The sequence below is a fragment of the Pacificibacter marinus genome (assembly GCF_018860505.1).
Classification (GTDB): Bacteria; Pseudomonadota; Alphaproteobacteria; order Rhodobacterales; family Rhodobacteraceae; genus Celeribacter; species Celeribacter marinus_B.
Genome location: NZ_JAHKPU010000013.1, coordinates 54,021 through 79,768, shown reverse-complemented (window position 1 = coordinate 79,768; position 25,748 = coordinate 54,021). Strand labels below are relative to the sequence as shown.

Genomic DNA, 25,748 nt, shown 5'->3' with positions numbered 1-25,748 from the left:
GATTGTAAAGAAATGATTTTGACTTTTTGGCGCACAAATGTCGTTTAGTAACGTTTTGGGCCGATTTGATGTTGAAATTAGTTGAGGTTATGTGGGGTAAAATAATACCTATTTTATAACATCTTGTTTTGTAATGATTAATTTGATTTTGTGCCCCTTGACTGCGTTCGCCAAACCTATAGAACACCCCAATCTGAATTCTCGACCTTTTAAGGGTAGTCCTATGAAAACTTTCTCCGCTACGCCTGCGGACATAGACAAAAAATGGATCATCATCGACGCTGAAGGCGTTGTTCTTGGCCGTCTTGCATCTATCGTCGCTATGCGTCTTCGTGGCAAACACAAGCCATCTTTCACACCGTCCATGGACATGGGTGATAACGTTATTATCGTGAACGCTGACAAAATCCAGCTCACCGGTAAAAAACGCACCGACAAATTGTTCTACTGGCACACAGGTCACCCAGGTGGCATCAAGCAGCGTTCTATGGAACAAATCCTTGATGGCAAACACCCAGAGCGTGTTGTGACCAAAGCTGTTCAGCGTATGCTTCCAGGTGGTAAACTGTCTCGTCAGCAAATGACGAACCTGCGTGTTTACGCTGGCACAGAGCACCCACATGAAGCTCAGAACCCAGAAGTTCTAGACGTTAAGTCCATGAACTCTAAAAACACTCGGAGCGCATAATCATGACTGATGAAATCAAATCATTGGAAGAGCTTAACGACGTTGCTGGTGAAGCAGTTGTAGAAGTTGCAGCCCCACGCGAGCCTGTTCGTGACGCGCTTGGTCGTGCTTACGCCACTGGCAAACGTAAAGATGCGGTTGCACGCGTTTGGATCAAAGCGGGTTCCGGCAAAGTTGTCGTGAACGGTAAAGACCAAGACAAATACTTTGCGCGCCCTGTGTTGCAAATGATCTTGCGTCAGCCATTTACCGTTGCTGGTGTTGAAGGCGAATTCGACGTTTTCGCAACTGTCAAAGGTGGCGGTTTGTCTGGTCAAGCTGGTGCGGTTAAGCACGGTATTTCCAAAGCTTTGCAACTCTACACACCTGAGTTGCGCGGTGCTTTGAAAGCGGCTGGCTTCTTGACACGTGACTCGCGTGTTGTTGAGCGTAAGAAATTCGGTAAGCGCAAAGCGCGTCGTTCTTTCCAGTTCTCAAAGCGTTAATCGCTTTTGGTCTTGGGCCTTATGTCCTTGGCTATATAAAGTTTCAAAAGGTCGCCTTTGGGCGGCCTTTTTCTATTGGTGCTTTGGTGGCAAACAAGAACCGCCTCTTGGCATGATCAATGATGCGTTGCATAGTCGTTACAATCGAACCGGAGCAATTTGGCAGTGACATCCCATTATTCAAATCTGTCTGATGAGGCCTATTGGCGCAGCGGTGTTGTGGAAACAGACAAAACGCTCTGGCCTGACGTGTTCACACCGAAATTTGAAATCTCGGATAAGACGACTATCGCAACAGCAGGCAGCTGTTTTGCACAGCATATTGGCTGCAAGCTCAAAGGGCAGGGCATGACGGTGCTTGATGCCGAGCCTGCACCGGCGAGCCTGAGCGCAGATGATGCGAAACGCCTTGGCTATGGCATCTATTCTGCGCGTTACGGCAATATTTATACGCCGCGTCAGTTGCGTGAATTGCTGGGTGATGCGGCGCAAGACAGAGTGCATGAAGATCTGTTTTGGCAAAAAGAAGATCGCTTTTTCGATGCGCTGCGCCCTGGGATCGAGCCCGACGGATTTGTAAGCCTGAGTGCCGCGATGGATCAACGCCGCGCGCATTTGGCTTGTGTGCGGCAAATGCTGGTGGATACTGATATCTTCGTGTTCACCTTAGGGTTAACCGAGGCGTGGATAGATGACCAAGCGGGGCGTGTGATGGCGCTGGCGCCCGGTGTGATTGCGGGGGATTATGACTCCGCACGCTACCGTTTTCACAACTTTGCTTTTGATGAACTCGTGGGGGATTTAGAAGCGATCTACAGCGCGCTCACTGCGGTAAACCCCCATATGAAATTGCTTTTTACCGTCTCGCCCGTACCCTTGACGGCTACGGCATCAAATGAGCATGTCTTGGCGGCGACGACCTATTCCAAAGCGGTTTTGCGTGCTGCGGCGGGCGAAATGACCAATGAAAACAGTGCGATAGACTATTTTCCATCCTATGAATTGGTCACCACATGGGCGCAAGATATTCCTGCCTTTGAGGCTAATTTGCGCAGCGTGGCACCACAGATGGTGGATCGTGTCATGTCTGTGTTTTTGAGCGCATATAACCTCACCTAAGGCTGTGATAAAATGCAGATGGGTGAGGTTAAGTCTCACTCGTCGGCTGGAATAAGTCCAAGCCCGCGCAGATAAATTCCGATGCCTGTCTCTAGTAAATCTTCAGGCGGGAAGGGGCTTTTGCTGCCTGGTGAATTGCGGGCAAACAGTTCCACCACGCCGTGGCTCATTGCCCAAATATGCGCGGCAAACATCTGCGGAGGCGGGCGCCTGTCCGCTGGAATATGTTCTGATAATTTCGCAGCAGATTTTTCCAATACACCCAATGCACGTGATGACACTTGATAGAGTTCAGGCGTGCGTTGGATCGAAACGCCACTTTCAAACATCGCCACATAGTGACCGGGATATTTGCGGGCAAAAGCCAAATAGGCGCGTCCCGTTGCTTCAAATGCCTCACGATCCGACGGCAGGCCTTTTTCATACGCGTATTCAAGCAAATCGGCGAAAACTTCATAGCCTTGGCGGGCGATTTCAGCGATCAAATCCTCGCGGCCCTCAAAATGGCGATAGACCGCAGCGGGGGTTACGCCCGCCGTTTTCGCAGCCTCGGACAGGGTAAATCCTGTCGGGCCTTTGGCCTCGATCAAGGTCAAGGCCGCATCCACAAGCGCTTGGCGTAGATTGCCGTGATGGTAGCCACGCTTTGCCATTAGGTTTCGGATCCCGTGTCCAACATCTCAGGCCCACCAGTGATTTTCGCGTCCGGCGCATGGGCGACGTCGACATCTTTGTCCTTATATTCAATTTGGCTCAACACTGCGCGAATGGCGTTCAGGCGCGCGCGGTATTTATCGTCAGAGCGCACAACCGTCCAAGGGGCTGTATCGCTGTGCGTGCGCTTTAACGTTTCAGTGATTGCGTCCGTATAGGCGTCCCATTTGGACAAGCCTTTGACGTCAATGCCAGACAGCTTCCATTGCTTCAGCTCATCTTTTTCTCGGTCTAGAAAACGGCGCAATTGTTCTGCACGCCCAACGTTCAACCAGACTTTGAACAGCAGAATTCCATCATCGATGAGCATCTGTTCGAACGCGGGCACTTGATTGAAAAAATGCCTGCGTTCGGCATCACTGCAAAAGCCAAACACCTTTTCCACAACGCCGCGATTGTACCAAGAGCGATCAAATAAAACCACTTCACCTTGCGTCGGTAGGTGTTTGATATAGCGCTGAAAATACCATTCACCACTTTCGCGATCCGAGGGTTTTGGCAAGGCCACGACCCGCGTTGAACGCGGGTTCAGGTTTTCGCGGAACCGCTTGATCGTGCCGCCTTTGCCCGCCGCATCACGGCCTTCAAAAACCACAACCACGCGTTTACCTGTGGTGTTCACATCGCTTAAAAACTTTACCAACTCGCGTTGCAGCGCATTGATTTCGTCTTCGTATTTGGATTTTTTCATCCATTTGTCGTAAGGGTAGCTTGGGGACAAAATGTCTTTTTTACCACCCTGTTCGACTGCTTTGCGAATGTCAGCAGGGGCTTCGGTGGTGTAGAATTTAGAGATGCCGCCTTCAAAAGGTAACTCGGTCATAGATTGCCTCATACGTATGATTTTGGCTTTGTTTTTCTTAATATGGGACGTTTGAGTGGGCAGCGCAATGAGCCGCAGCCAAAAGAAGCTATCCTATGAATTCAATGCGGCGCGCGATGCAGCCCGATGGATGGCATTTTCTACATCCTCTAAGGCGCAATGATGTGGCATATGGCCGATGCCGCCAAGCTCCACCAAGTGGTTGACCTGCATTTGAGTGTCCAAAGGAATGGCATGGATGAGGTGCGGTACTGTGAGGTCGGCTGTGCCGTGTAGGCTTTCAACGGGCAGACCTATTGTTGGGTAGCGCAATGCCATGTCGGTCAGCTGTGCTTTCAGGGCAAGCCGTTGACGCGCGTTTAGCAAAAACGTGCTTGGGCGTAGCGCGATGAGCGGTTGGTAGGTCTTTATATACCCGTCAGGCATAGGTTGCGGGGCGAAAACATCTTTCACTTGCGCGTGGATATAGGAATTGGGCACGTAAGCTGCGATCAACCAAGCGGCAATGGGGCCGATGACAGGCGTTGTCAAAAGGCGATATAACATTTCTGGCGCAGCGTCCCAGTGTTGACTGGGGGAGGACAAAAGCACAAGCGCTGCGAGAGATTCAGGCGCATCAAGTGCCATCGCAAGTGCCACGGCTCCACCATAAGAATGGCCCAAAACAATCGGTTTACGACTGTCGAGGGCAAACACAGCCTCGCGTATGGCACGGGCTTGTGAAATCAGGTCTTCACCATGTTCAAGCATTGGAGAATGCCCAAACCCTGGGCGGTCAATAACATAGACACGAAACTCGTTTTCAATCTCTGGCAGCAAGCTGTGGGTCATATCGTAGGTTGACCCAGACATGCCATGGATCAAGATCAAAGGCTGCGCGCGCGAAGGACCATATGTTTCCACGTGAATGGTTGCGCCGCCACGGCCAGTCACCAACTGCCCGCGCATAGGGGCAAGACGTTCTGCATGCCGCCGACGGTATTGCGCGAGAGTTAGTGTTACAGCAGTGGTCAAAATAAGAATGATGACTGTGCTAAGCACCTATTTTTTCCAAATCATAATGAGTCGATTGATAAATTTCATTGATCCAATTGCCGTAAAGCAAATGCGCGTGAGACCGCCATCTGTTCACAGGCCGTTGGCTCGGGTCATCATTATGATAATAATTTTGCGGCAAAAGTATGGGCTTGCCGGATTGCTTATCGCGCATCAGCTCTTCGTGCAGCGTGTCTGTGTCATATTCGAAGTGATTGAAGATATAGAGCGCACGGTGATCGGTGTCTTGGACAAGACATGGCCCAGTTTCATCTGAGCCGAGCAAAGGCACCAAGCCGGGGACGGCTTCAATCTCTGACATACGCATTTCGGTCCAGCGGCTGACTGGAATAAAGCATTCGTCCGAAAATCCACGTAAATACGGTGAGGAGGGGGCGAGGTTGTTTTGTCTAAACAGGCCAAAGGCTTTGGTGTCTAAGATGTGTTTTTTGACGCCATGGAAGTAATTGATCATCGCCATGCCGCCCCAGCACACGCCAAATGTGGAATGCACATGGGTTTGGGTCCAGTCGAACACCTCTTGGAGTTCCCCCCAATAGGTCACGTCGTCAAAGGTCAGATGTTCAATCGGGGCGCCAGTGATGATCAGGCCGTCAAATTTTTCGCCTGAGGCTTTGACCTCATCAAAAGGGCGATAAAACTGCGCCATATGTTCCGCGGCGGTGTTTTTGGTTTGGTGTTCACTCATCCGGATCAGTTGAAAATCAATCTGTAACGGTGTCGCACCGATCAGACGTGCAAATTGGTTTTCAGTTTGAATTTTCTTCGGCATCAGGTTGAGCAAAGCAATGCGCAATGGGCGAATTTCTTGCGTCTGAGCGCGCCCAAGCCCCATAACCATAACGCCCTCTGCCGACAGGACATCAAAGGCGGGTAGGGTTTCTGGCAAGGTGATGGGCATTGGATCGGCTTTCTGTACAGGTGAGGCGCAAAGAGTGGGCCTGTGTATTTAGGTGTTCGCGGCTTTTTCATCAAGCGCAGTGCCAATGATCGCGGCAAAATCGTCTGCAGTTTTCGCTGCCCCCATAACGCCAGCATCAACAGTCACGCCCCATTCGGCCATTTTGGCATAACGCGGCTGACGCGAAATCATCGACCGTTTGTATGAATATCGAATGAAATCATAGGGGTTTACGCGATCTTCTGTCACGCCATTTTCTTCGATGAAGTCTTCCCAACAGTCGGTCAAAAACTCTGGCCGGTAAGCCATAGGTTTGGGTGCGGTGTTGAAACGGCGGATCAATTCGTCCGTATGCGCGTCTGCGCCTTTGATCCAGACCAGCAAGGCCTGCTCGGACAGCGTTTTTAAGATCGGATCGTCTGGGTTATTAGGGTCCGCCCATTCAACGATAGACCCGCCTGTATCGCAGACAAAGTTAGGGTAATCGTATAGGTTTTGCGATTTTTCCAGAAACACACCAGTGTCCATCAATGCGGCTATTTCGGCAACGCGGAACTGTTCTTGGCGGCGGCGATATTCGGAAATAGGCAAGCCGCCTAAAGTCTCGTTCCCCGGCTGGCCCAAATACCCTGAAACAGGCGAAAGGTTTTCAAAGCTCAAATTGGCTTTGATGCGGATGCTGTCAGACAAAATCAACTCGCGCAAATAGGGTTCTTTCATCGCCAGTCGTTTGAGATTGTCGTCAATCGCCTCATTCAAATAGCGCGTGCCGATCCGGTAATCGATGGAATAGTGATACCACTGACCTGTGGCGCGCAACATACTGGACATGTGGGTTTTGCCCAAGCCAGACATGGCGAAAAACACCACACGTTTGTGCGGGCTGGCAAACCAAGCCTCACTGTTTTCATAGATCATCAGCTGTCCTTTTCGCGCAACGCTTAGCTTTGTCTTGAGTGCCACGCAGAGCTCAGAGGATCAAGAGGGCGGCGGATACAGACCTCAGTTATGCGAGGCTTTTAAATCCCAATCGCCGAATAAGACGCCCATCGATGATCAAAAGCCCCAAGGCGATCAGCGTAAAGCCGATGTAGGCTTCGAAATGTAGGGTTTCGTTCAGCACCACAGCGCCCAAAATCACCGATACAGGGGCGGCGACCAAAGTGACCAGCGTGGCGTTTCCTGAACCTGCTGATTTGATCACATAGAACAAAATCAAATAGGCAAGCCCAGTGGAAATCAGCGAAACATAAGCCCAAGCGCCTAAGGTGGTGCTGTTGAAACTGGCAAACTCAGGTATTCCGTGCATGTAAAGCGCCACTGGAACCATCCACATCGCACCGCCGCCGATCATACCTGCCGCTGAAACCTCTAGGGGGATGCCCGTTAAATGGACACGCACTGAACTGGCGCCAATGGCGTAGCAAATGCCCGCGCCTAGCAGCGCAAGTTGGCCTGCGGATGTTAGATCAAAACTGAGGATCGCATTCAGCCCGATCACAGTGGCAACGCCGAAAAAGCCAAACAACACTCCGACGGCTTTGCGCATGCCAAGCCGTTCATCCGCAAAGACAAGTGTCGCCACAATAGGGCCAAACAGGGCTGTTGAGGCATTCAAAATCCCTGCAAGCCCCGAAGGAATATATTGCTGTCCCCAAGTGATCAGACCAAATGGCATGGCCACGTTGATGAATCCGATGAGCAAAAAGGATATCCAAATGCGCGGGGCGCGCGGTATGTCATAACCACGTATCAACACATAGGTCCAAAGCGCCACTGCGCCGCCAGAAATGCGCAGAGCGACCAACGTTTCGAAAGGCATTTGACGCAACATCAATTCAATCGACAAAAATGACCCGCCCCAAAACAGCCCCATAAGTCCAAGACCGATCCATGCCGACAGAGAAATTACTTTTTGTGGAGCCATTGGCCTGTCCTTTGAATGTATTGCGCGACAGTGGCTTTGACAGGCCGCATTGGCAAACCGGAAATTGTGCAAATTGCCATCACAAAAATTGATACATATGTCTGTCAAATGCGAAAAGGCCCCGCATCGCGCAGGGCCTCATGTCTTTGTGTTCGGGTGTGTTTAGAATGTGTGAGACAGCTTAAAGCCAAACCCAAAGGCCGTGTTGTCCGAGAAATCCGACGTGTTGCCTAAGATATTTGTGGTTGTATCGCCGATCCAAACATATGAAGCGCCGCCAGATAGGGCAGTTTGCGCATTGATTTGGTATTTGAGGCCCGCAGTGAGAGAGGTATAGCCATCTGTTGGTGACAGGTTTCCGGACACCCCGCCGTGAGTCTTTTCATAGCCCACGGACAAAGACCCAGATAGTTTGTCATTGAACCGACGCCCTATGCCAAGACTATAGGATATGGTGTCATTATCATGGTCCACCAAATTTTCACCTGGATCAACATAGGTTGTGTATAGAGCAGGCGTGATTGTGGTGCTTGTCCATTCAGCCCAGCGGGCCGAAAACATCAAAAGGGTATCTGCAGCGATCCCCGTTTGAAAATCGAAGTTCACCGATTGGGGCAGCGTGACGTCCAGTGCTGAATCCGCAGAGCCAACCCCCAACAGTGTTTCTGAAGCCGTGAAATTGATATCAGTTGCGGAACTATAGGTCAGCGATGCGCGCAAAGCGATATCGGGAATTTCGTAAGCCGCCCCAACAAGATAACCCCAATCAGACTCTGTGGTGGTCGACATGGTGTAACCCGCAAATGGCAATTCGACTTCGCCGTGAGAGGTCAGATGTTTAATTCCACCATGAACAGAAAAACGATCACTCAGCTTATACCGCAGCAAGGCTGTGACACCTGTTGTTGTCACCTTCGCGTTTGATCCAGCCAAGGCATAGCCTGTGCCTGTCGGGTAATCCACATCGGCCCCAAAAGGTTGATCAATAATAAGTGCCATAGACAGCACATCTGAAAGGTCGCGTTTATAGGCGCCAGAAAAAAGGTTGTAGGAGGGGGCCATTGACCCAGAACTGACGCCAAGTGTCCCTGACACGCTTGGCGTGACGGACCCATAGGTCAGCTCAACATAAGTTCCGTCTTCAAAAATAGGCGCAATGGATTGGCCCGAGCGATCCATGCCGCCTGCGCTTGCGCCTGTTGCAGACGCAACAAGACCCAAAGCAAAAAGTGTCGTGTGCTTCATAATATCCCTCCCATCGAGTCAAATGCTCGAATCTCTTATTTGTTATTATGGATCAAGGCTAAACGTCGGCTGAATTTCGCGCAATTCTAACGCCGCGTCATAATGTAGCAGATGGGGCTTTGAGGAGAGGTTTCTTAGACCCTTTTGCGCGATTCCGTCAATATATTCATGTAATTAGCCCCAAATATAATGGCTGCGCCGACAAATACGTAGACATCAAGCTCTTCACCATAAAACATCATGCCAATCACCGCGATCAGCGGAAGTCGTAGAAAATCGATGGGCGTGACGATGGAGGCAGGGGCCAAAGACAGTGCTTGGGTCAAACACATATGTGCGCCTAGACCAGACAAGGAAATGACGACAATCCAAGGCCAGTGTTGCGCGGATGGTAAAACCATATCGCCATCAAAGCCTGCGCAGATCAATCCCATGCCCATTTGCATCAAGGACAACCAAAACATGATTGAAGTCAGCGTGACATTGGCAGTTTGCGTTAGCTTTTTGGTGAACAGCGCAGACCCTGCAAACCCCAAGGCACAAGCCATGGCGCTGAGCAATCCGATGGATAATCCGCCAGACCCAAAGGGGCGCGCGACAATCAAAATGCCGATAAACCCGATGCCAAAGGACAATGCTCGCAGACCATTGACGCGTTCGCCTAAGAACAACACTGCACCAATCGCGACAAGTATCGGATAGGCGAATTCCAAGGCAAACAATTGCGCCAATGGAATGAGCGTCAAGGCAAAGAGCCACAGATTTTGCCCAGCAAAATGACTGAGGTTGCGCGCAAAGTGCAAATGCAGCGCATTGGCCTTGATGTGATCGCCACGCCCAGACAACAACGCGATGCCAGTGACTGTTATGACGCCAACCAACGACCGATAGGTCATGATTTCAAAGGTATCAAGCCCGAGAGCAAGTTGACGCCCCGCCACGGCTAGCAGCGAAAACCCAAACACGGCGCCCATCATCCATGCGGCGGCTTTGAGTGGATGCGCTTGTGCTGTCATGCGGAACTCTTGGTGAAATCGCGGGGCATATGCCGTGTGACGCGGCCCCAATCGGAGGAATACGCGCGGTCTTGATGAGCTTCAAAATCGCATTCAGAGCGAAAGACTTCACTGACGTGAAAGCTGCGAGGGTCAAGTTCATCTTGCCACAGTTCAAACTGCAAACATCCGGGTTCGGCTTGCGATAGGCGCATGTGTTTTTCCATGAGCGCCAAAACGGTCTCAATCTCATTCGCGTCGCAACGCATCGTACCTGTGAGTAATACTTTTCCCATGACGTCCTTGCTAATGACGCAGGTGGGCTGCTGCAATCTCAATCTATGCGCAAAGGCTCATACCGCCTGTGGGAAATCTGAGCAGGTGGCAAAAAAAGACGCCCCAAAGGGCGCCTTCCTGAAATCAAATCACTCAAGCTCGATCGTGCCCGGAGGTTTAGACGTCAAATCGTAGAACACGCGGTTCACGCCTTTGACCTCATTGATAATGCGGGTCATCGTCTCGCCCATAAATTCATGGGTGAACGGGTAGGTGTCAGCAGTCATGCCATCAACAGAAGTCACAGCACGGATCGCAACAGCATAATCGTAAGTGCGCCCATCGCCCATCACGCCCACGGTTTTCATCGGCAAAATCGCGGCAAAAGCCTGCCAGATTTCGTCATACAGCCCATGTTTGCGGATTTGGTCGATGTAGACCGCATCCGCTTGCTGCAGGATCGCAAGTTTTTCGTGGGTGATTTCACCAGGGCAGCGGATCGCAAGGCCCGGACCAGGGAAAGGGTGACGCCCGATAAAGGATGCAGGCAGACCAAGCTCAAGACCCAATGCGCGCACTTCGTCTTTGAACAATTCGCGCAGTGGCTCAACCAGTTTGAGGCCCATTTTTTCTGGCAAACCGCCAACATTGTGGTGTGATTTGATGGTCACACTTGGGCCGCCAGAGAAAGATACAGATTCGATTACATCAGGGTAAAGCGTGCCTTGAGCTAAGAATTCCGCACCCTCGATGCCATTGGCGTATTTTTGGAACACGTCAATGAACAGCTTGCCGATAATTTTGCGTTTGGTTTCAGGATCAGAGACGCCATCCAATTCGCCAAGGAAAAGATCGGATTCATCCGCGTGGATCAGTTTGATGTTGTAATTATCGCGGAACATTTTCACGACTTCTGCCGCCTCATTCAGACGCAGCAAGCCGTGGTCCACGAACACACATGTCAGTTGTTCGCCAATGGCTTCGTGCAGCAAAATCGCAGTGACCGAGCTGTCAACACCACCGGAAAGACCACAAATAACTTGTTTGTCGCCAACTTGTTCGCGAATGGCCGCGATGGCTTGGTCTTTATAGCCGGCCATCGTCCAATCGCCGGTGAAGCCCGCGAGTTTGACGAAGTTTTCATAAAGTTTCGCGCCATTGGGCGTGTGATGCACTTCGGGGTGGAATTGCACGGCATAGAAATGGCGGCTGGCATCGGCAATGATGGCGCAAGGCGCGTTTGGCGAGGTGCCATAGACCTCGAAACCGGGGGCAATTTGTGACACGTGATCGCCGTGAGACATCCAGACCTGCTCTTTGCCATCTGCAAACCAGCCGTCCAAAAGATCAAGTTTGTGATCATTTGGCGTGACAAAAGCACGACCAAATTCCGCAGTGCCATGGCCGCTTTCGACCTTGCCGCCGAGCTGTTCCATCATGGTTTGCTGACCATAGCAGATGCCCAAGATCGGCACGCCCATGTCGAACACGCTTTGCGGCGCGCGGGGCGAACCTTCGCGTGTCACGCTGTCTGGGCCACCCGACAGGATCACGGCTTTTGGCGCGAAATCGGCCAAAAATGTGTCTGTGACATTCTGATAGGGGTGAATTTCGCAATAGACATTGGATTCACGCAAACGACGCGCAATCAGCTGCGTCACTTGGGAGCCAAAGTCGATGATGAGGAGGCGGTCATGGGATGTGCTGGTCATAGATCAGCGTTTAGGCTCAGTTACGCTTTGAGGCAAGATGGTTTGAACATCCAAGCGCGAGTTTTGGCCTCGGCGGCACAAAAAATCCCCCAAACACTGCGTTTGAGGGAGCAAAGCTGTATATGCTGTGCTATTTTGTCTAGGGATTACACCTCTTGAGGGCCACGCGGCAGCAAGCGGGCCTCTGCCATCAGGGCAATCAACACTTCGATATGACGCGCGACGCTGTAGGCGGCATCGCCCTTTTTGCGGGTTTCTTCGAAGTGGGCTTCTTTTTCGATCAACCCGTCAATGACGCGGGCTGGAGAGAGATCTTGGGACGCGCCCATGACGCGTTTAAGATCACGGGTGCGATTGTAGTCGGTCAAGCCGAACCGAGCGGCGCGGATCAACAAGCTTGGGCGGCGTAGGGATGCGAGAACTGTGTTGATATCGGTCATGGGTCTCTCCGTTATTTATAAGACTGGTATTTATAAGGCTGGGCTCTGGGCGCAGCATTGACTGTGGCGTTCCTGCTGAGCTTCGTGCCGTATGAAGAGAGAGAAGCACAACCTATGCGTGTATTGCGTATTGTTTCCGAAATGCGAACGGTCTGTTCCTGTGCCGTTTATGAATTGTGGCGAAAGTTAGTCTAAGGCGCGGCAATTAACCTTTAGGTAATTAATGCAACCCAAGGTTGTTGTTAGATTCGATACAATTTTAAATATAATTTTAAATTGTTTCCATAATAGAAACTCCGGATCGCGATCTGCCAAGTCTGGAGTAGACACATCAAGCGTAAGGCTTGCGGGGAGAGAACGTTGAATTACGGTAACAGCATAGGCAAAACAAAGGGTGCATTGCCCAATTGGGTGCCACAAGAAGCCAAGCGGTATCTGGAGCATACCGAGCATGGTCGAACCATTCGCGCTTTGGCACGTAACGACGGCTGCGCGCCCTCTACAGTCATGCGTCAAGTGCGCAAAGTCGAGTTGAAGCGCGATGATCCACTGATTGATGAAGCTCTAAACGCGCTCAGTCAGTACACCACGATGCCCTTGTCATCCGACATCCCAGTGCGGCCTCTCATTAGATCGAAGGACACATCAGCCATGAGCAAATTTACAAACTTTTCTGACACTGACGCAGCGACGCCTCTCGATGACGCGACGATTGACCGCGAGGCGCGCCGTATTTTGCGCCGTTTAAGCGAACCGGGGGCTTGTTTGGCCGTGGCTAAAGATATGGAAAAGGCCGTTGTTGTTCGTGATTTGCCCGACGGGCGCACCACACGTACTGCTGTTTTGGATCGACCTATCGCGCAAGCTATGGCCCTTAAAGATTGGATCTCGGCGCAAGAAAAGGGCAAAATCACCCGTTATACGATTACCTCTGCGGGGCGTGCGGCGCTCAAGCGACTTATCGCTGCAGATGAAAGCGCACGGGCAGGATTTGCCGAAGCACAGGCCAGTTTTGGCGCGACACAGCGTGTTTGGGCTGCCAAAGATATGGCTGGCACGCAGACAGATAAGCCAAAACGTATGCGCTACAATGCGGCTGAGAGCCCTGTGATGACGCTGTCGCGACGTCGCGATAAAGATGGTGAAATGTTCCTTGGTCCTGAACTTGTGGCCGCCTCCGAGCGTTTGCGCGAAGATTTCGAATTGGCGCAGATGAGCCCCTGTGTGACGAAAAACTGGGACCAGTTTTTAGCGGAAGGTTCGCGCAGCACCTTTGATGGCGATGCGTCAGGTTTTGGCCCTGATGCGGCCAAAGCCCGTGTGGCTGCGGCTTTGATGGATCTTGGCCCTGGACTTGGCGATGTGGCGCTGCGCTGTTGTTGCTATTTGCAAGGTATGGAGCAGGCCGAAAAGCGCATGGGTTGGTCTGCGCGTTCTGGCAAAGTGGTGCTGCGCATTGCATTGCAACGTCTTAAACGACATTTTGACGAAGCTGGTTATTCAAACCTTATTGGTTAATGGCCTTATGGGCGAATGCGATCTGTCTGAAGCCTGAGAAAAACGAAAAACGCCCCTCGCTTGCGCGGGAGGGGCGTTTAAATGTTTTAGGTCGGGCGCAAATTACGCGTCGTCGATTTCATCCAGCGCGCCGCGCACGCCAGCTTCATAGCTCGGGTGAACTTTGCCAAGCACTTCGAACCAACGCTCACGCACGGATGTGGAACATGGAGCCATAGCGCCAGCCATGGTCATGTGAAGACGCGAGCGTTCATCATCGCCGATCACTTCGGCGTAGAGTTTGCGCGGCTGTACGTAATCCGCATCTTCCATTTCAACCACATATTTATCGGCGTCGCCTGAGATTTTCAGCGGCGGCTCGGCGACGCTTGGGTCTGCTTTGGCGCTGGCTTCATATTGGTTCGGCTCATAATAGGCCTCTGGGTGGCCTGTGCTTGGCGCGTTAAAGTTCATCGCGCCGTCTTTATGGTAGTGATGCACAGGGCATTTGGGCGCATTGGCTGGCAAAGATTCGTAATGCGTGCCAAGGCGGTAACGATGCGCATCCGCGTAAGAAAACACACGCGCTTGCAACATTTTGTCAGGGCTAAAGCCGATGCCTGGAATTTTATTTGATGGTGAATAGGCGGCATTTTCAACCATTTGGAAGTAGTTGTCTGGGTTTTTATTGAATTCCAACATGCCCACAGGGATCAATGGGAAGTCATCATGCGGCCAGACTTTGGTCAGATCAAACGGGTTAAAGTCCTGCTTTTCGGCATCTTCTTCGTTCATCACTTGAATGTTGAGTTCCCATTTCGGGAAATTGCCAGCTTCAATCGCGCCAAAGAGGTCTTCTTGGTAGCTTTCGCGTGTCTTAGCGATCAAGTTTTCTGCCTCATCGTTCATGTAGTTCTTGATGCCTTGCTGATTGCGGAAGTGGAATTTCACCCAAACGCGTGCCCCATCGGCATTCCACATGGAATAGGTGTGCGAGCCATAGCCATGCATGTGCATCGGGTTCACGGGGATTCCACGGTCAGACATCAAAATGGTCACTTGGTGCACGGATTCAGGGTGAGCGGCCCAGAAATCAAACATCGCTTCAGGAGAACGCAGATTGCTTTTCGGGTGACGTTTTTGTGTGCGGATGAAGTCAGGGAATTTGAACGCATCGCGGATAAAGAAGATTGGTGTGTTGTTGCCAACCACGTCCCAGTTGCCTTCTTCGGTGTAGAATTTCACCGAAAAGCCACGCACATCGCGTTCGGCATCTGCCGCGCCAAGTTCGCCCGCAACTGTGGACCAACGTGACAGGATTTCACAGGTGTTGCCCACTTTTGAAAACAGCTTCGCTGTGGTGTAGTTCGAAATATCATGGGTGACAGTGAATGTGCCTTGCGCGCCCCAACCTTTGGCGTGAACCACACGTTCAGGAATGCGTTCACGGTTTTGATGGGCCAGCTTTTCGATCAACTGATAATCATCAAGCATCACTGGGCCGCGTGGGCCTGCTGTTTTGGATGTGTCATTGTGTGAAACGGGCGCGCCCGCTGTGGTGGTCAAACGTTTGGTCATTGTCGTCTCCCTATAGGTTTGAAATCGGTTCGTTTGTTGATGTGACCAACATGGCAGACCTTTTGAATAAAATAAAATTGTATAAATCGATGTCATGTATTAGATTTTCTAATGCCTCGAGGTTGAACAATAGCAAAGGCAGTTCAAAATGCTGACACTGAAACAGATGCGTTACTTTGTGGCGCTGGCCGAAGAACGCTCTTTTTCGGCTGCGGCTGAACGCGTGCACGTCACCCAGCCCGCTTTATCACAACAAATCAAAGAGATGGAGCTAAGCCTTGATACGCAGCTTGTGGAGCGTTTGCCTCGTGATATTCGCCTGACACGCGCGGGGCAGATGGTTTATGAGCGCGCTCTTGTTCTTTTAGCGATGATGCGAGAGATGGAATCGGAAGTGCGTCTGCAAGATGGGCTATCGGGGCGATTGTCGCTTGGGGTGATCCCCACAATTGCACCTTATATGTTGCCGCGCGCGCTGACACGGATCAAATCGGCGCAGCTTAACTTAGATATACGCGTGCGTGAGGCGCAAACGGCTGATCTGCTCAAAGACGTTTCTGCAGGACGGCTTGATGCTGCGATCATCGCGTTGCCTTATAATATTGATGGTCTGATTGCCGAGCCTTTGTTCACCGATTGTTTTTTGCTGGCAGGGTCCAAGGCGCGGCTTGCGCATTTGAGCCAACAAATGGTGCCCATGCGCCCGACAGATGTGCCGCCCGATGGGCTGTTGCTGCTGGATGAGGGGCATTGCCTAGCAGACCAAGCCTTGGATATGTGCCAATTGACACGTGCAGAGCAAACTGTCGATCTTGGTGCGTCATCTTTGTCAACACTATGTGGGCTGGTGGCGCAGGGGTTTGGTATGACCTTTGTGCCAGAAATCGCGCTGAAAACCGAACATGCGTCCAGTCCAGACTTGGCGGTGATGCGCTTTCCAGACCCACAGCCTGCGCGCACCATCGCATTGATACGCCGCGCCAGCACGCCTGACGCCTCATGGTTTACGGATTTGGCAGCGCTTTTGGCCGAAGCGGGCAGTGAATTGTTGTATGAAGCACGGATGCGCGGCTAAACCCGTTTGGCACAAAGAATATTCGACAAAGAAAAAGCCCGCGCTCAAGGCTGAGGCGGGCTGATTATTAGTCACAAGTGGCTGTGATTATTCAGCCGCAACATCCTGTGCTGCTGTTTTGAGGTATTCCAAAACGGTTTCTGGTGAAGACACGCCGTAAGGGTCTTCGCCGTGGTTGTCGCACAGACCTGGCTCTTCGAACCAAGCCTCGATAACACCGTCTTTGACCACAGCCGCATAGCGCCATGAACGCACACCAAAACCGAGGTTGTCTTTGTTCACCAACATGCCCATGCGGCGGGTGAATTCGCCAGAACCATCAGGGATCACGCCGACGTTTTTCAGGTCTTGCGATTGCGCCCATTTGTTCATCACAAAGCTGTCGTTCACAGACATGCAATAGATCGCGTCGATGCCAGCCGCTTTGAAATCGTCAAAGCCGTTTTCAAATCCTGGCAATTGGTATGTGGAACATGTTGGCGTGAAAGCACCGGGGAGCGAAAACAACACAACACGTTTGCCGCCAAAGTAATCAGATGTTGTCTTATCTTCCCAACGGAAAGGATTGTCGCCGCCGATAGATTCATCGCGCACGCGGGTTTTGAACGTTACGTTTGGAAGTTTATGTCCAGCTTGCATATCATCACTCCTAAGGATCTTCTTGCGATGGGATCGCAGATTCAAATGCTATTGGGCGATATCTAGAACGATTCTAGTTTAGGTTCAATTGCTGGCATGCGACAAAAATGGTCGGAATAGTATAAGCTGGCATTTCGTCGTAAAATTGGGCAAAATCTTTGCCGTAGCAGATGAGATGTTCGCGATGCAAACACCATGCCTGTGTATGTGGCTATATGTGTTGAGCAGGGAACATGGCAGCAATGCCACGTATCCACTTGCCCCGAAGTCTGTCTGGGATATAACCTAGAAAATCAATTTCACTATGGGGGCATATCGTGCGCGATCTCAAAATTCCAGCTCAGCGACACCCTGAAAAGCAAAAGCGCCCCGATAATGCGCAGCCTAAAAAGCCCGATTGGATTCGCGTCAAAGCGCCCACATCCGAAGGCTATAAAGAAACACGCGAGATCATGCGTGAAAACAAACTTGTGACAGTCTGCGAAGAAGCGGGCTGTCCCAACGTGGGCGAATGTTGGTCGCAAGGCCACGCTACGATGATGATCATGGGTGAAGTCTGCACCCGCGCTTGCACCTTTTGCAACATCGCCACAGGTAAGCCGCCTGAGGATTTAGATGTCTTTGAACCGGGGCGTGTGGCGGATGCCGTGGCCAAATTGGGTCTCAACCACGTTGTGATCACCTCTGTGGACCGCGATGACGTTGAGGACGGCGGGGCAGAGCATTTCGCGATGACCATCCGCGCCATTCGTAAAAAGTCACCCTCTACGACCATCGAAATCCTCACACCTGATTTCATTCGCTGTGATCCGAAAGTGTTGGAAGTCGTGGTCGAGGCGCGCCCCGATGTGTTCAATCACAATCTGGAAACCGTGCCTGGCTTGTATCCTGAAGTGCGCCCTGGCGCGCGGTATTTCCATTCTTTGCGTCTGTTGCAGCGCGTGAAAGAACTTGATCCAACGATGTTCACCAAATCGGGCATCATGGTTGGCCTCGGCGAAGACAAACAATCTGTCACGCAAGTGATGGAAGACATGCGCGCCGCTGACATCGATTTCTTGACCATTGGGCAGTACTTGCAGCCAACGCCGAAACACCATGCCGTGGATCGTTTTGTGACGCCTGAAGAGTTCAAAACCTATGAGAAAACCGCATTTAACAAAGGGTTCTTAATGGTCTCGGCCACGCCTTTGACGCGCTCCAGTTATCACGCCGGTGATGATTTCGCACGTCTGCGTGAGGCGCGTTTGAAAAAAATTGGCACAGCGTAAAGCGTTTAAAAATCTAACATTCAAACCGGCGGGGCAACTTGCCGGTTTTCTTTTGCCTTGATCATAGCGCGCTGCGCGTGACACAAGCCGTCAACGCGATCCGTTCCACATTGAGGCCCAGCATGTCCAATTCCACGCCAGCCAATGCCACTTTCGACATTTTCCTGTCGACCGTACCCGGACTTGAGCAGGTCTTGCTTGAAGAAGTGAGCGAGGCGGGGTTCCGTAACCCAGTTGCTACGGGCGGCGGTGTGACGATTCACGGCAATTGGACCGATGTGTGGCGGGCCAATCTGACCCTGCGCGGCCCGTCTAAGGTCTTGGCGCGTATCGGCGAATTTCGTGCCTTTCATTTGGCGCAACTCGACAAACGCGCGCGTAAATTCCCTTGGGGTGATATTTTAGGCCAAGCGATTTTGGATGAAAATCTCAGCATCAAAGCCGAGGTAAACACCAACAAAAAATCCAAAATCTATCACGCAGGTGCCGCTGTCGAACGTATTGAGCGGGCCATTCATGAAGAATTCGGTGCGAAAATCGCCGAAGGCTTAGAAGACGCCGATATCGTCATCAAAGTGCGCATCGATGATAACAATCTTCATTTTTCCATCGATACCTCAGGCGAAGGCCTGCACAAACGCGGTCACAAACAAGCCATGGGCAAAGCGCCGATGCGTGAAACAATGGCGGCTTTGGCGCTGCGGGCTTGTGGGTATACGGGTCAAGAACCTGTGCTTGATCCCATGTGTGGTTCTGGCACGTTTTTGATAGAAGCCGCTGAAATATCTCGAAACTTCATGGCTGGGCGCGCGCGCAGTTTCGCGTTTGAAAAACTTGCGACCTATGATGAGGTTGCGGTGCAGCGCATGCGGGAGGCGTGGAAAATCAGGCCCAGTGAACAACAGTTTTACGGCTCAGACCGCAACGTCAATGTGATTGGTTTCGCCAAAGACAATGCCACGCGGGCAGGGGTCGACGCCTTGTGTCACTTTACGCCAACGCAAGTGTCCAGCTTGGAACGCCCGGATGGCCCTGCGGGTCTTGTGATCGTCAATCCGCCATATGGTGCACGGATCGGCAAGAAAAAAGACCTCTTTGCGCTTTACGGATCATTCGGTGATGTGATGCGGAGCAAATTCAAAGGCTGGCGGGTGGGCATGATCACCTCTGACACGCAATTGGCCGAGGCGACGAAACTGCCGTGGTTGCCAACAGAGGCCCCCATCGCCCATGGTGGCCTTAAGGTAAAGCTATTTAAAACCGATATCTTGCGCTAGATATTTAAAGCGCCCTGTTCTATCTGTGCCGCTATTCAACAGGGGCCACACGTTTCAGATAGCTTGCGACAGCTTCGCGATCGCTGGCGTCTAATGCGGCAAAATTATCAACCACATGCGCCATGTGTCCGCCGACGGAATCATACTCAGGTGTGAAGCCGCTTTCCAGATAATAGGCGATATCTTCTTCGGACCATGTCAGCGTGCCGGGGGTGATATTGGGGATCGTGCCATTGCCAGATGGGTTGGGCGCGCCGCCAAGCCATTTCGCGGTTTCCATGCCGCCCAAGGCGTTGCGTGGCGTGTGACATTCAGCGCAATGGGCAAGCGCTTCGACCAAATAACGCCCCTGTAGGTCTTGCTCTGTCATGTTCGGATCGTTCACGACCCAATCCCCCGCGCTGGTGCCAAACAACAGCTTCCATCCGCCCAAACTGCGGCGGATGTTGAATGGAAAGCCAACATCATGGGCTTTGCTCGGCACAGTTGATGCGGGCAGGGTCATCAGATAGGCGTGCAAAGAGACAACGTCTGCGGGGTCCATTTTGGCGTAAGAGGTATAGGGAAAGGCGGGGTATAAGTGTTCGCCTTCGGGGGAGGTGCCGTGCAGCATCGCGTCAGCTAAATTGAGCGCCGACCACGTGCCAATGCCCTGATCAGGATCAGGCGAAATATTGGGCGCATAGAATGTGCCAAAAGCAGACTCAAACGCCATGCCGCCAGTTAAGGATTCGCCATTGCCATCATCGCCCGCATGGCACGAGGCACATCCGCCGGCTGTATAAACATATTCTCCGCGTGCCAGATCAGGCGTGAAGCTCGCGATCTCTTCCAAGTCCGCATGGCGCGGCTCGGTCAAAACCCAAGCGACAGCGACGCCAAGAATAACTGTTCCAGCAGAATAGGTTGCGAGCTTTAACATCTGTGTCTCCGGCATTGTATGACGTGTTTGGGGGCAGCCTAGCACAGTGTCCGTCGAGCGTGAATCAAATTAACGTGGTAAGCCAACGTTCAATCCATTGCGGCCAGAGCGTTCCAATTGCATCCATTCTGGAACGCCAATGAATTTCTCAATTCCCACCAAAACCAAGCAGAGCAACACCACCCCAAACACCAGCTTGATCCGCTGAGGACTTGGCGGTTTTTTGGCCCAGCGTTTGGCGCGCACGAACCACATCAAATTCATGCGGAGGCCTCCACTGGGCCATCATCCTCAAACACCACTGTGCCGATATAGGGCAGGTTGCGATTGGCTTGGGCAAAATCGATGCCGTAGCCGACAACAAAAGCATCGGGAATTTCGAATCCTGTCCATGTGGTTTTAAACGCGACCTCGCGGCGTACGGGTTTATCAAGCAATGCAATGGTTTCGATCTTACGCGGATGACGTGATTGCAGCAATTCCATAACGGATGTCATCGTGTGCCCTGTGTCGACGATATCTTCGACAACCAAGACATCACGCCCTTCAATGTCCCCGCGCAAGTCTTTGTATATTTTTACATTTCTAGAGCTTTCCATGCCGTCGCCGTAAGATGACACCTCAAGAAAATCCACCTCGACATTCATGTCCAATTCGCGCACCAGATCGGCGATAAACACGAATGATCCGCGCAATAGCCCGATCACCACAAGCTTGTCGGTGTTGGCGTATTCTTTGCGAATGGTGAGTGCCAAATCTTCGATCCGTGCGGCGATGGTCTTGGCCGAAATCATAACATCGATGTGATAGGGGGCCTGCGTCATGGTAACCTCTTGCAATTTGCGCGCTTAGGTAAGACATATCACCCTGAAATAATTAGACCAGAGACTATGCCGACGCACCGCGAAATCAAAATCATGCCCTACACCGCCCAGCAGATGTACGATCTGGTGGGGGATGTTCAAAGCTACCCAAAATTCCTGCCATGGAACGCCGCCGCACGCATCAGGTCGCGTGACGATATGGGGGATCACGAAATCATGCTGGCCGATCTGGTGATCTCGTTCAAAGTGTTTCGCGAAAAGTTTGGCTCTAAAGTGGTGCTTTGGCCTGTGGATAAAAAAATCGACACCGAATATCTGGATGGTCCGTTCAAATATATGAAAAGTTGGTGGCAGTTCCGCGATCTTGAGGATGGCACCTGCGAGGTCGAATTTTTCGTCGATTTCGAGTTTAAAAATGCGATCCTGCAATCGGTGATCGGCGTGGTCTTTAATGAAGCTATGCGCCGCGTTGTCAGTGCTTTTGAAAAACGCGCGGCTGATCTTTACGGGTAAAGGACTGGCTTAATGCGACCAAACGCATCGTTTGCCGCTGTTCTTATTCGCGCGCCAAGGCAGACCTTTCGATCCGCCTCGGTGCCTTTTTCATGGAACAAAACGTGACGCTTACGAATTGTGGTCGTAGGCGCTTTCACCGTGTTGGGCCAAGTCCAAGCCTTGTTGTTCGACTTCCGCATCAACGCGCAAAGGTGTGACAAGCTGACAGAGTTTGATCAAGGCGACAGTCACAATAAAGGTGAACACCCCAACGATGCCCAACGCGCCGAATTGTGCGATGGCATTTGCGCCGTCAGCAAAAAAGATGATCATGATCGTGCCAAAAATACCGCCCACACCGTGGACCGCGAAGACGTCCAATGTGTCGTCTATGTTCAACTTGTTGCGGATCACGTTGACCATCTCTTGGCATAAAATCCCAGCAACGCTGCCGATAATCAAAGCTGCCACTGGACCAACAAAACCAGAGGCCGGTGTGATCGAAGCAAGGCCCGCGATGGTGCCAGTGACGATGCCCACGAGAGAGGCTTTGCCGTATTTGACCTTTTCCCAAATCGCCCAAGTGATTGAGGCCGCCGCCGCAGAGATATGCGTCACAGTGATTGCCATGGCTGCACCGCCGTCGGCTGCCAATTGCGACCCGCCGTTAAAGCCGAACCAGCCGACCCACAGCATAGAAGCGCCGATCATCACGTAACCGGGGTTGTGCGGGGGCTTGTTGTCCACTTTACGCCGTCCAAGCATCACGGCCAAAATCAAAGCCGCGATGCCAGCGGTTTCATGCACGACGATGCCGCCCGCGAAATCCATTGTGCCTGTGTCGCCGAAAATGCCGCCGTCCGCCAAGAAGCCGCCGCCCCAAATCCAATGGGTGACAGGCGCGTAGCAGGCCAGCATCCACAAGGATGAAAACAAGATCACAAAGGCAAAATTGATCCGCTCGACATAAGCGCCCACAATAAGCGCAGGGGTGATGATCGCAAAGGTCATCTGAAAGGCAAAAAACAGCACTTCAGGGATGGTGCCAGACACAGAATTGGCGTCAACGCCCGTCAAGAACATCTTGCCCAAACCGCCCCAAATTGGACCGCCGTTGCCAAAAGCGATGGAATAGCCAAAGGCCAGCCACAGAATGCTCATCACGCAGGCAATGGCGTAGACATGCATAAAGACACTCAGCACATTGCGGGCGCGTACAAGCCCGCCGTAGAACAATGCCAAGCCTGGCAGCGACATGAATAGGACCAATGCGGTTGCAACCATGATCCACGCGGTATCAGCTCCGACCATCTTCCCCTCCTCAGGATGTTTTTTTAAGCGTTAGCGGCGCGTAAAGCGGCTTAAACGTGATCAGGAAAGGGGCTTTGTCTGATTTTGGTCGGTTAAATATAGGGCAATTGTGAAAGTGGCGCGTAATTATGCTGAATTTACGTATTGAGTTTAAAATTTAATCTAAAATGAATCTCTTGCCGTATTTACAGCGTTACAGCGCCTCGCGCAGCCATTCTAGTGCTGTTCGTATCGTTGCTATCCGCACATTCGACCGCCCCAGCGCACCAAATTCGACGGTTTTAACACGCGTTGTCAGCCCTGTTTGCGCCAATCCAAAGCAAACGCGGCCTTCAGGTTTGAACGCAGACCCGCCAGGGCCAGCAATACCAGTCACGGACACCGTCAGACCCGCGCGTGATCGCTCAAGCGCGCCATCGGCCATTTGCTGTGCGATTTGTTCAGACACCGCGCCATGAAGATCAAGCGTGTCTGGGTCAATGCCCAGCATTTCGATCTTTGCCTCATTGGAATAGGTGATGAATCCACGGTCTACCACATCGGATGATCCCGCAATTTCCGTCAGCGCACCGATGATCAACCCGCCAGTGCAGCTTTCTGCAGTGGCGATTTTCACGGATTTCGCACGCGCCAAGGCAAGGACCTCGGTGGCCAAAGCCGTCAGATCAGTGCTCACATCAACACTCCATGTGCGAGGCTCGCAAGGGCTATCACGCAAATGGCGGCAAAAACGCCAGCGATCACATCGTCCAGCATCACACCCATTGCGTCTCCGCGACGATCCGCTTTGCCCACAAGGCTGGGTTTCCAGATGTCGAATAGGCGAAACAGCACAAAGGCCGCCAAATAGCCGGGCCAAAGTCGCGCACTTTCCACGCCCATCATTTGTGCGCCAAAGGCTACAGGCCAAAGCGCGATCCATTGCCCCGCCACTTCGTCGATCACGATCTCGGAGGGGTCATGTTCTTCGGTGCCAGCGGTGGCGTCCTTGGTCATGATTTGCGTTGCCCAAAGACCGACAACAAACACTATAATGGTGGCAGCAATGCACAGGGCAAATCCGCCGACCTCATTGAGGGCCCAAAACACAGGCACGGCCGCAGCAGAGCCCCAAGTGCCAGGGGCAGGCTTTAAATAGCCTATGCGGGCAAAGGTGGCGATGATTTCAGCGATATCTTTCATGGCGTGTCCTAGCGTTTGATCAAGGTTGCGGTGGCGAGCGAGGCGATGCCTTCTTCGCGCCCCGTGAACCCAAGACGTTCCGAGGTGGTGGCTTTGACCGAAATACGGCCTAAATCCACAGACAGGATGTCGGAAAGGGCGGCGCGCATTGCATCCGCATGTGGGCCGATTTTGGGCTGTTCACAGACCAATGTCACGTCGCAATTGGACATCTCATAGCCACGCGAGCGGGCCAAATCGATGGCATGGCGCAAGAATATATGGCTGGCCGCACCTTTCCATTGCATGTCTGAGGGTGGAAAATGGCGACCTATGTCGCCTTCGGCCAAGGCGCCGTAAATGGCATCTGTCAGCGCGTGCATACCCACATCTGCATCAGAATGCCCTTGCAAGCCTCTGTTATGGGGGACTTTAATACCGCAGAGCCACACATGGTCGCCCACACCAAATCGGTGCACATCATAGCCGTTGCCAAGGCGAATATCCATTTGATGCTTGTCCTTATCTTGTCTCAGGCGCGCGGCCAAAACATGTTCGGCGCGAGCGAAATCATCGGGGTGGGTTATCTTGAAATTGTCTTCATCGCCAAGGGTGATGGCAACTTGAATGCCTGCAGCACGCGCCACTTCGACATCGTCGGCGGCTTCAACAGCGTAGGCGTGATGAGCCTGTAAAATAGTTTCAAAGTCAAACCCTTGCGGCGTCTGTGCGCGCCATAATCCTGTGCGATCTTGGGTGCCCTCAACAGTTGTATCGCCACGCCAAAGCGCATCGGTGACTTGCAAGGCTGGGGCGGCTGCGGGTCCGTTTGCAAGGGCGGCCAAAACATCTTTGATCACTGAAGCGGGCACCAAGGCGCGGGCTGCGTCATGAATTAACACGTGCGTGACGCCTGACCCTTTGATGGCTTTGAGGCCTGCTTTGACCGAAGTACTGCGTGTCGCACCACCTACAACGGGCGTGACATCGTTGAGGGTCTGCATGAGGTCAGCGTCATCTTTGTGATGCACCACCACGATGTGATCCACAAAGGGGCGAAAGGCCGCGATTGTATGATCGATGACCCGTGGGCATGACGCATCCCCACCAAGAGGGCGCCACTGTTTGGGGGTATCGCCGCCCGCACGGGTGCCGCGTCCTGCGGCAACGATCAAAGCTATCACTGTCATATCGCGTGGATAATATGTGGTGAGGCCCAACGCAATGGTCGCCTCAGGCCAAAGATGTGCTTAAAAAATGTGCAAATGCACTTTTAAGCCATTTTTTTGCGCTCAACCCTTTGCGACTCTGACAATA

At 52.2% G+C, this 25,748-nt stretch carries 28 protein-coding genes; 8 read left to right on the top strand and 20 right to left on the bottom strand.

All coding sequences use genetic code 11. The features are described 5' to 3' along the window. Nucleotides 1-223: 223 nt before the first annotated feature. From rplM to KO503_RS02635, 3 genes are all read left to right on the top strand, one after another. Nucleotides 224-688 carry a 50S ribosomal protein L13 gene (gene rplM / locus KO503_RS02645; RefSeq protein ID WP_215942995.1) on the top strand — a complete coding sequence of 155 codons (465 nt, stop codon included), beginning with the start codon at nt 224-226 and terminating at the stop codon, nt 686-688. 2 nt (nt 689-690) lie between these two features. Continuing rightward, nucleotides 691-1,173, top strand: a complete 483-nt coding sequence (gene rpsI / locus KO503_RS02640) for a 30S ribosomal protein S9 (protein WP_215990046.1) — start codon at nt 691-693, stop codon at nt 1,171-1,173. 165 nt (nt 1,174-1,338) lie between these two features. After that, nucleotides 1,339-2,292: a GSCFA domain-containing protein gene (locus tag KO503_RS02635; protein ID WP_215990045.1), complete on the top strand. Its 954-nt coding sequence runs from the start codon at nt 1,339-1,341 to the stop codon at nt 2,290-2,292. Nucleotides 2,293-2,327: 35 nt separating this feature from the next. On the opposite strand, the gene KO503_RS02630 is transcribed toward KO503_RS02635, so the two are convergent. The 11 genes from KO503_RS02630 to KO503_RS02580 form a co-directional block, all read right to left on the bottom strand. Next, complete coding sequence (locus KO503_RS02630; RefSeq protein ID WP_215990044.1) at nt 2,328-2,945, bottom strand: TetR/AcrR family transcriptional regulator; 618 nt, start codon at nt 2,943-2,945, stop codon at nt 2,328-2,330. Beyond that, nucleotides 2,945-3,829: a polyphosphate kinase 2 gene (gene ppk2, locus KO503_RS02625; RefSeq protein WP_215990043.1), complete on the bottom strand. Its 885-nt coding sequence runs from the start codon at nt 3,827-3,829 to the stop codon at nt 2,945-2,947. Before ppk2 ends, KO503_RS02630 begins: the two co-directional genes overlap by 1 nt. Before the next feature lie 93 nt (nt 3,830-3,922). Continuing rightward, a complete protein-coding gene (locus KO503_RS02620) occupies nt 3,923-4,870 on the bottom strand; it encodes an alpha/beta fold hydrolase (protein ID WP_215990042.1) in 948 nt (315 codons plus the stop codon). Continuing rightward, entirely contained in the window at nt 4,863-5,786 is a 924-nt protein-coding gene (locus tag KO503_RS02615) for a homoserine O-succinyltransferase (RefSeq protein WP_215990041.1), read from the bottom strand. Before KO503_RS02615 ends, KO503_RS02620 begins: the two co-directional genes overlap by 8 nt. Nucleotides 5,787-5,834: 48 nt before the next feature. Then, nucleotides 5,835-6,704, bottom strand: coding sequence for an ATPase (locus KO503_RS02610; protein WP_215990040.1), 870 nt, complete (start codon nt 6,702-6,704; stop codon nt 5,835-5,837). A gap of 88 nt (nt 6,705-6,792) precedes the next feature. Beyond that, nucleotides 6,793-7,713, bottom strand: a complete 921-nt coding sequence (locus tag KO503_RS02605) for a DMT family transporter (RefSeq protein ID WP_215990039.1) — start codon at nt 7,711-7,713, stop codon at nt 6,793-6,795. A 162-nt stretch (nt 7,714-7,875) separates the two neighbouring features. Continuing rightward, nucleotides 7,876-8,958: an OmpP1/FadL family transporter gene (locus KO503_RS02600; RefSeq protein WP_215990038.1), complete on the bottom strand. Its 1,083-nt coding sequence runs from the start codon at nt 8,956-8,958 to the stop codon at nt 7,876-7,878. Between the two features lie 134 nt (nt 8,959-9,092). Beyond that, complete coding sequence (locus KO503_RS02595) at nt 9,093-9,974, bottom strand: DMT family transporter (RefSeq protein WP_215990037.1); 882 nt, start codon at nt 9,972-9,974, stop codon at nt 9,093-9,095. Further along, on the bottom strand, nt 9,971-10,249 hold the full coding sequence (locus KO503_RS02590; protein ID WP_215990036.1) for a putative quinol monooxygenase: 279 nt from the start codon (nt 10,247-10,249) through the stop codon (nt 9,971-9,973). The genes KO503_RS02595 and KO503_RS02590 overlap by 4 nt, the downstream gene beginning before the upstream one ends. Before the next feature lie 129 nt (nt 10,250-10,378). Beyond that, nucleotides 10,379-11,941, bottom strand: a complete 1,563-nt coding sequence (gene guaA / locus KO503_RS02585; RefSeq protein ID WP_215990035.1) for a glutamine-hydrolyzing GMP synthase — start codon at nt 11,939-11,941, stop codon at nt 10,379-10,381. A gap of 146 nt (nt 11,942-12,087) precedes the next feature. Further along, on the bottom strand, nt 12,088-12,381 hold the full coding sequence (locus tag KO503_RS02580; protein ID WP_215990034.1) for a DUF6477 family protein: 294 nt from the start codon (nt 12,379-12,381) through the stop codon (nt 12,088-12,090). A 360-nt stretch (nt 12,382-12,741) separates the two neighbouring features. Between KO503_RS02580 and KO503_RS02575 the strand changes: the two genes are divergently transcribed. Beyond that, nucleotides 12,742-13,899, top strand: coding sequence for a DUF6456 domain-containing protein (locus KO503_RS02575; RefSeq protein ID WP_252730914.1), 1,158 nt, complete (start codon nt 12,742-12,744; stop codon nt 13,897-13,899). A gap of 102 nt (nt 13,900-14,001) precedes the next feature. Here KO503_RS02575 and KO503_RS02570 read toward each other — a convergent pair whose 3' ends face one another. After that, nucleotides 14,002-15,456: a catalase gene (locus KO503_RS02570; RefSeq protein ID WP_215990033.1), complete on the bottom strand. Its 1,455-nt coding sequence runs from the start codon at nt 15,454-15,456 to the stop codon at nt 14,002-14,004. Nucleotides 15,457-15,604: 148 nt separating this feature from the next. On the opposite strand from KO503_RS02570, the gene KO503_RS02565 reads away from it, so the two are divergent. Further along, complete coding sequence (locus KO503_RS02565; RefSeq protein WP_215990032.1) at nt 15,605-16,531, top strand: hydrogen peroxide-inducible genes activator; 927 nt, start codon at nt 15,605-15,607, stop codon at nt 16,529-16,531. Nucleotides 16,532-16,618: 87 nt separating this feature from the next. Here KO503_RS02565 and KO503_RS02560 read toward each other — a convergent pair whose 3' ends face one another. Then, nucleotides 16,619-17,170: a peroxiredoxin gene (locus KO503_RS02560; RefSeq protein ID WP_215990031.1), complete on the bottom strand. Its 552-nt coding sequence runs from the start codon at nt 17,168-17,170 to the stop codon at nt 16,619-16,621. Nucleotides 17,171-17,487: 317 nt separating this feature from the next. On the opposite strand from KO503_RS02560, the gene lipA reads away from it, so the two are divergent. Then, complete coding sequence (gene lipA, locus KO503_RS02555) at nt 17,488-18,441, top strand: lipoyl synthase (protein WP_215990030.1); 954 nt, start codon at nt 17,488-17,490, stop codon at nt 18,439-18,441. A 122-nt stretch (nt 18,442-18,563) separates the two neighbouring features. Then, nucleotides 18,564-19,718, top strand: coding sequence for a THUMP domain-containing class I SAM-dependent RNA methyltransferase (locus KO503_RS02550; RefSeq protein ID WP_215990029.1), 1,155 nt, complete (start codon nt 18,564-18,566; stop codon nt 19,716-19,718). Nucleotides 19,719-19,749: 31 nt separating this feature from the next. Here the strand turns inward: KO503_RS02550 and KO503_RS02545 are convergent, their stop codons facing one another. The 3 genes from KO503_RS02545 to hpt form a co-directional block, all read right to left on the bottom strand. Continuing rightward, on the bottom strand, nt 19,750-20,640 hold the full coding sequence (locus KO503_RS02545) for a cytochrome c (RefSeq protein ID WP_215990028.1): 891 nt from the start codon (nt 20,638-20,640) through the stop codon (nt 19,750-19,752). A gap of 69 nt (nt 20,641-20,709) precedes the next feature. Next, the gene (locus KO503_RS02540; protein ID WP_215990027.1) at nt 20,710-20,904 is read right to left on the bottom strand and encodes a hypothetical protein; all 195 of its coding nucleotides are present in this window, start codon (nt 20,902-20,904) and stop codon (nt 20,710-20,712) included. After that, on the bottom strand, nt 20,901-21,464 hold the full coding sequence (gene hpt, locus KO503_RS02535; RefSeq protein ID WP_215990026.1) for a hypoxanthine phosphoribosyltransferase: 564 nt from the start codon (nt 21,462-21,464) through the stop codon (nt 20,901-20,903). The genes KO503_RS02540 and hpt overlap by 4 nt, the downstream gene beginning before the upstream one ends. Before the next feature lie 66 nt (nt 21,465-21,530). Here hpt and KO503_RS02530 point away from each other — a divergent pair, with 66 nt between their 5' ends. Beyond that, nucleotides 21,531-21,977 carry a type II toxin-antitoxin system RatA family toxin gene (locus KO503_RS02530; RefSeq protein ID WP_215942973.1) on the top strand — a complete coding sequence of 149 codons (447 nt, stop codon included), beginning with the start codon at nt 21,531-21,533 and terminating at the stop codon, nt 21,975-21,977. Between the two features lie 111 nt (nt 21,978-22,088). Here KO503_RS02530 and KO503_RS02525 read toward each other — a convergent pair whose 3' ends face one another. From KO503_RS02525 to KO503_RS02510, 4 genes are all read right to left on the bottom strand, one after another. Continuing rightward, nucleotides 22,089-23,270 (bottom strand): ammonium transporter, encoded by a 1,182-nt coding sequence (locus KO503_RS02525; RefSeq protein ID WP_215990025.1) that lies wholly within the window; start codon nt 23,268-23,270, stop codon nt 22,089-22,091. Nucleotides 23,271-23,463: 193 nt separating this feature from the next. Beyond that, nucleotides 23,464-23,946 carry a CinA family protein gene (locus KO503_RS02520; RefSeq protein WP_303506319.1) on the bottom strand — a complete coding sequence of 161 codons (483 nt, stop codon included), beginning with the start codon at nt 23,944-23,946 and terminating at the stop codon, nt 23,464-23,466. After that, nucleotides 23,943-24,452 (bottom strand): phosphatidylglycerophosphatase A family protein, encoded by a 510-nt coding sequence (locus tag KO503_RS02515; RefSeq protein WP_215990024.1) that lies wholly within the window; start codon nt 24,450-24,452, stop codon nt 23,943-23,945. The genes KO503_RS02520 and KO503_RS02515 overlap by 4 nt, the downstream gene beginning before the upstream one ends. Before the next feature lie 8 nt (nt 24,453-24,460). Continuing rightward, the gene (locus KO503_RS02510; RefSeq protein WP_215990023.1) at nt 24,461-25,621 is read right to left on the bottom strand and encodes a bifunctional 2-C-methyl-D-erythritol 4-phosphate cytidylyltransferase/2-C-methyl-D-erythritol 2,4-cyclodiphosphate synthase; all 1,161 of its coding nucleotides are present in this window, start codon (nt 25,619-25,621) and stop codon (nt 24,461-24,463) included. Nucleotides 25,622-25,748 lie beyond the last annotated feature (127 nt).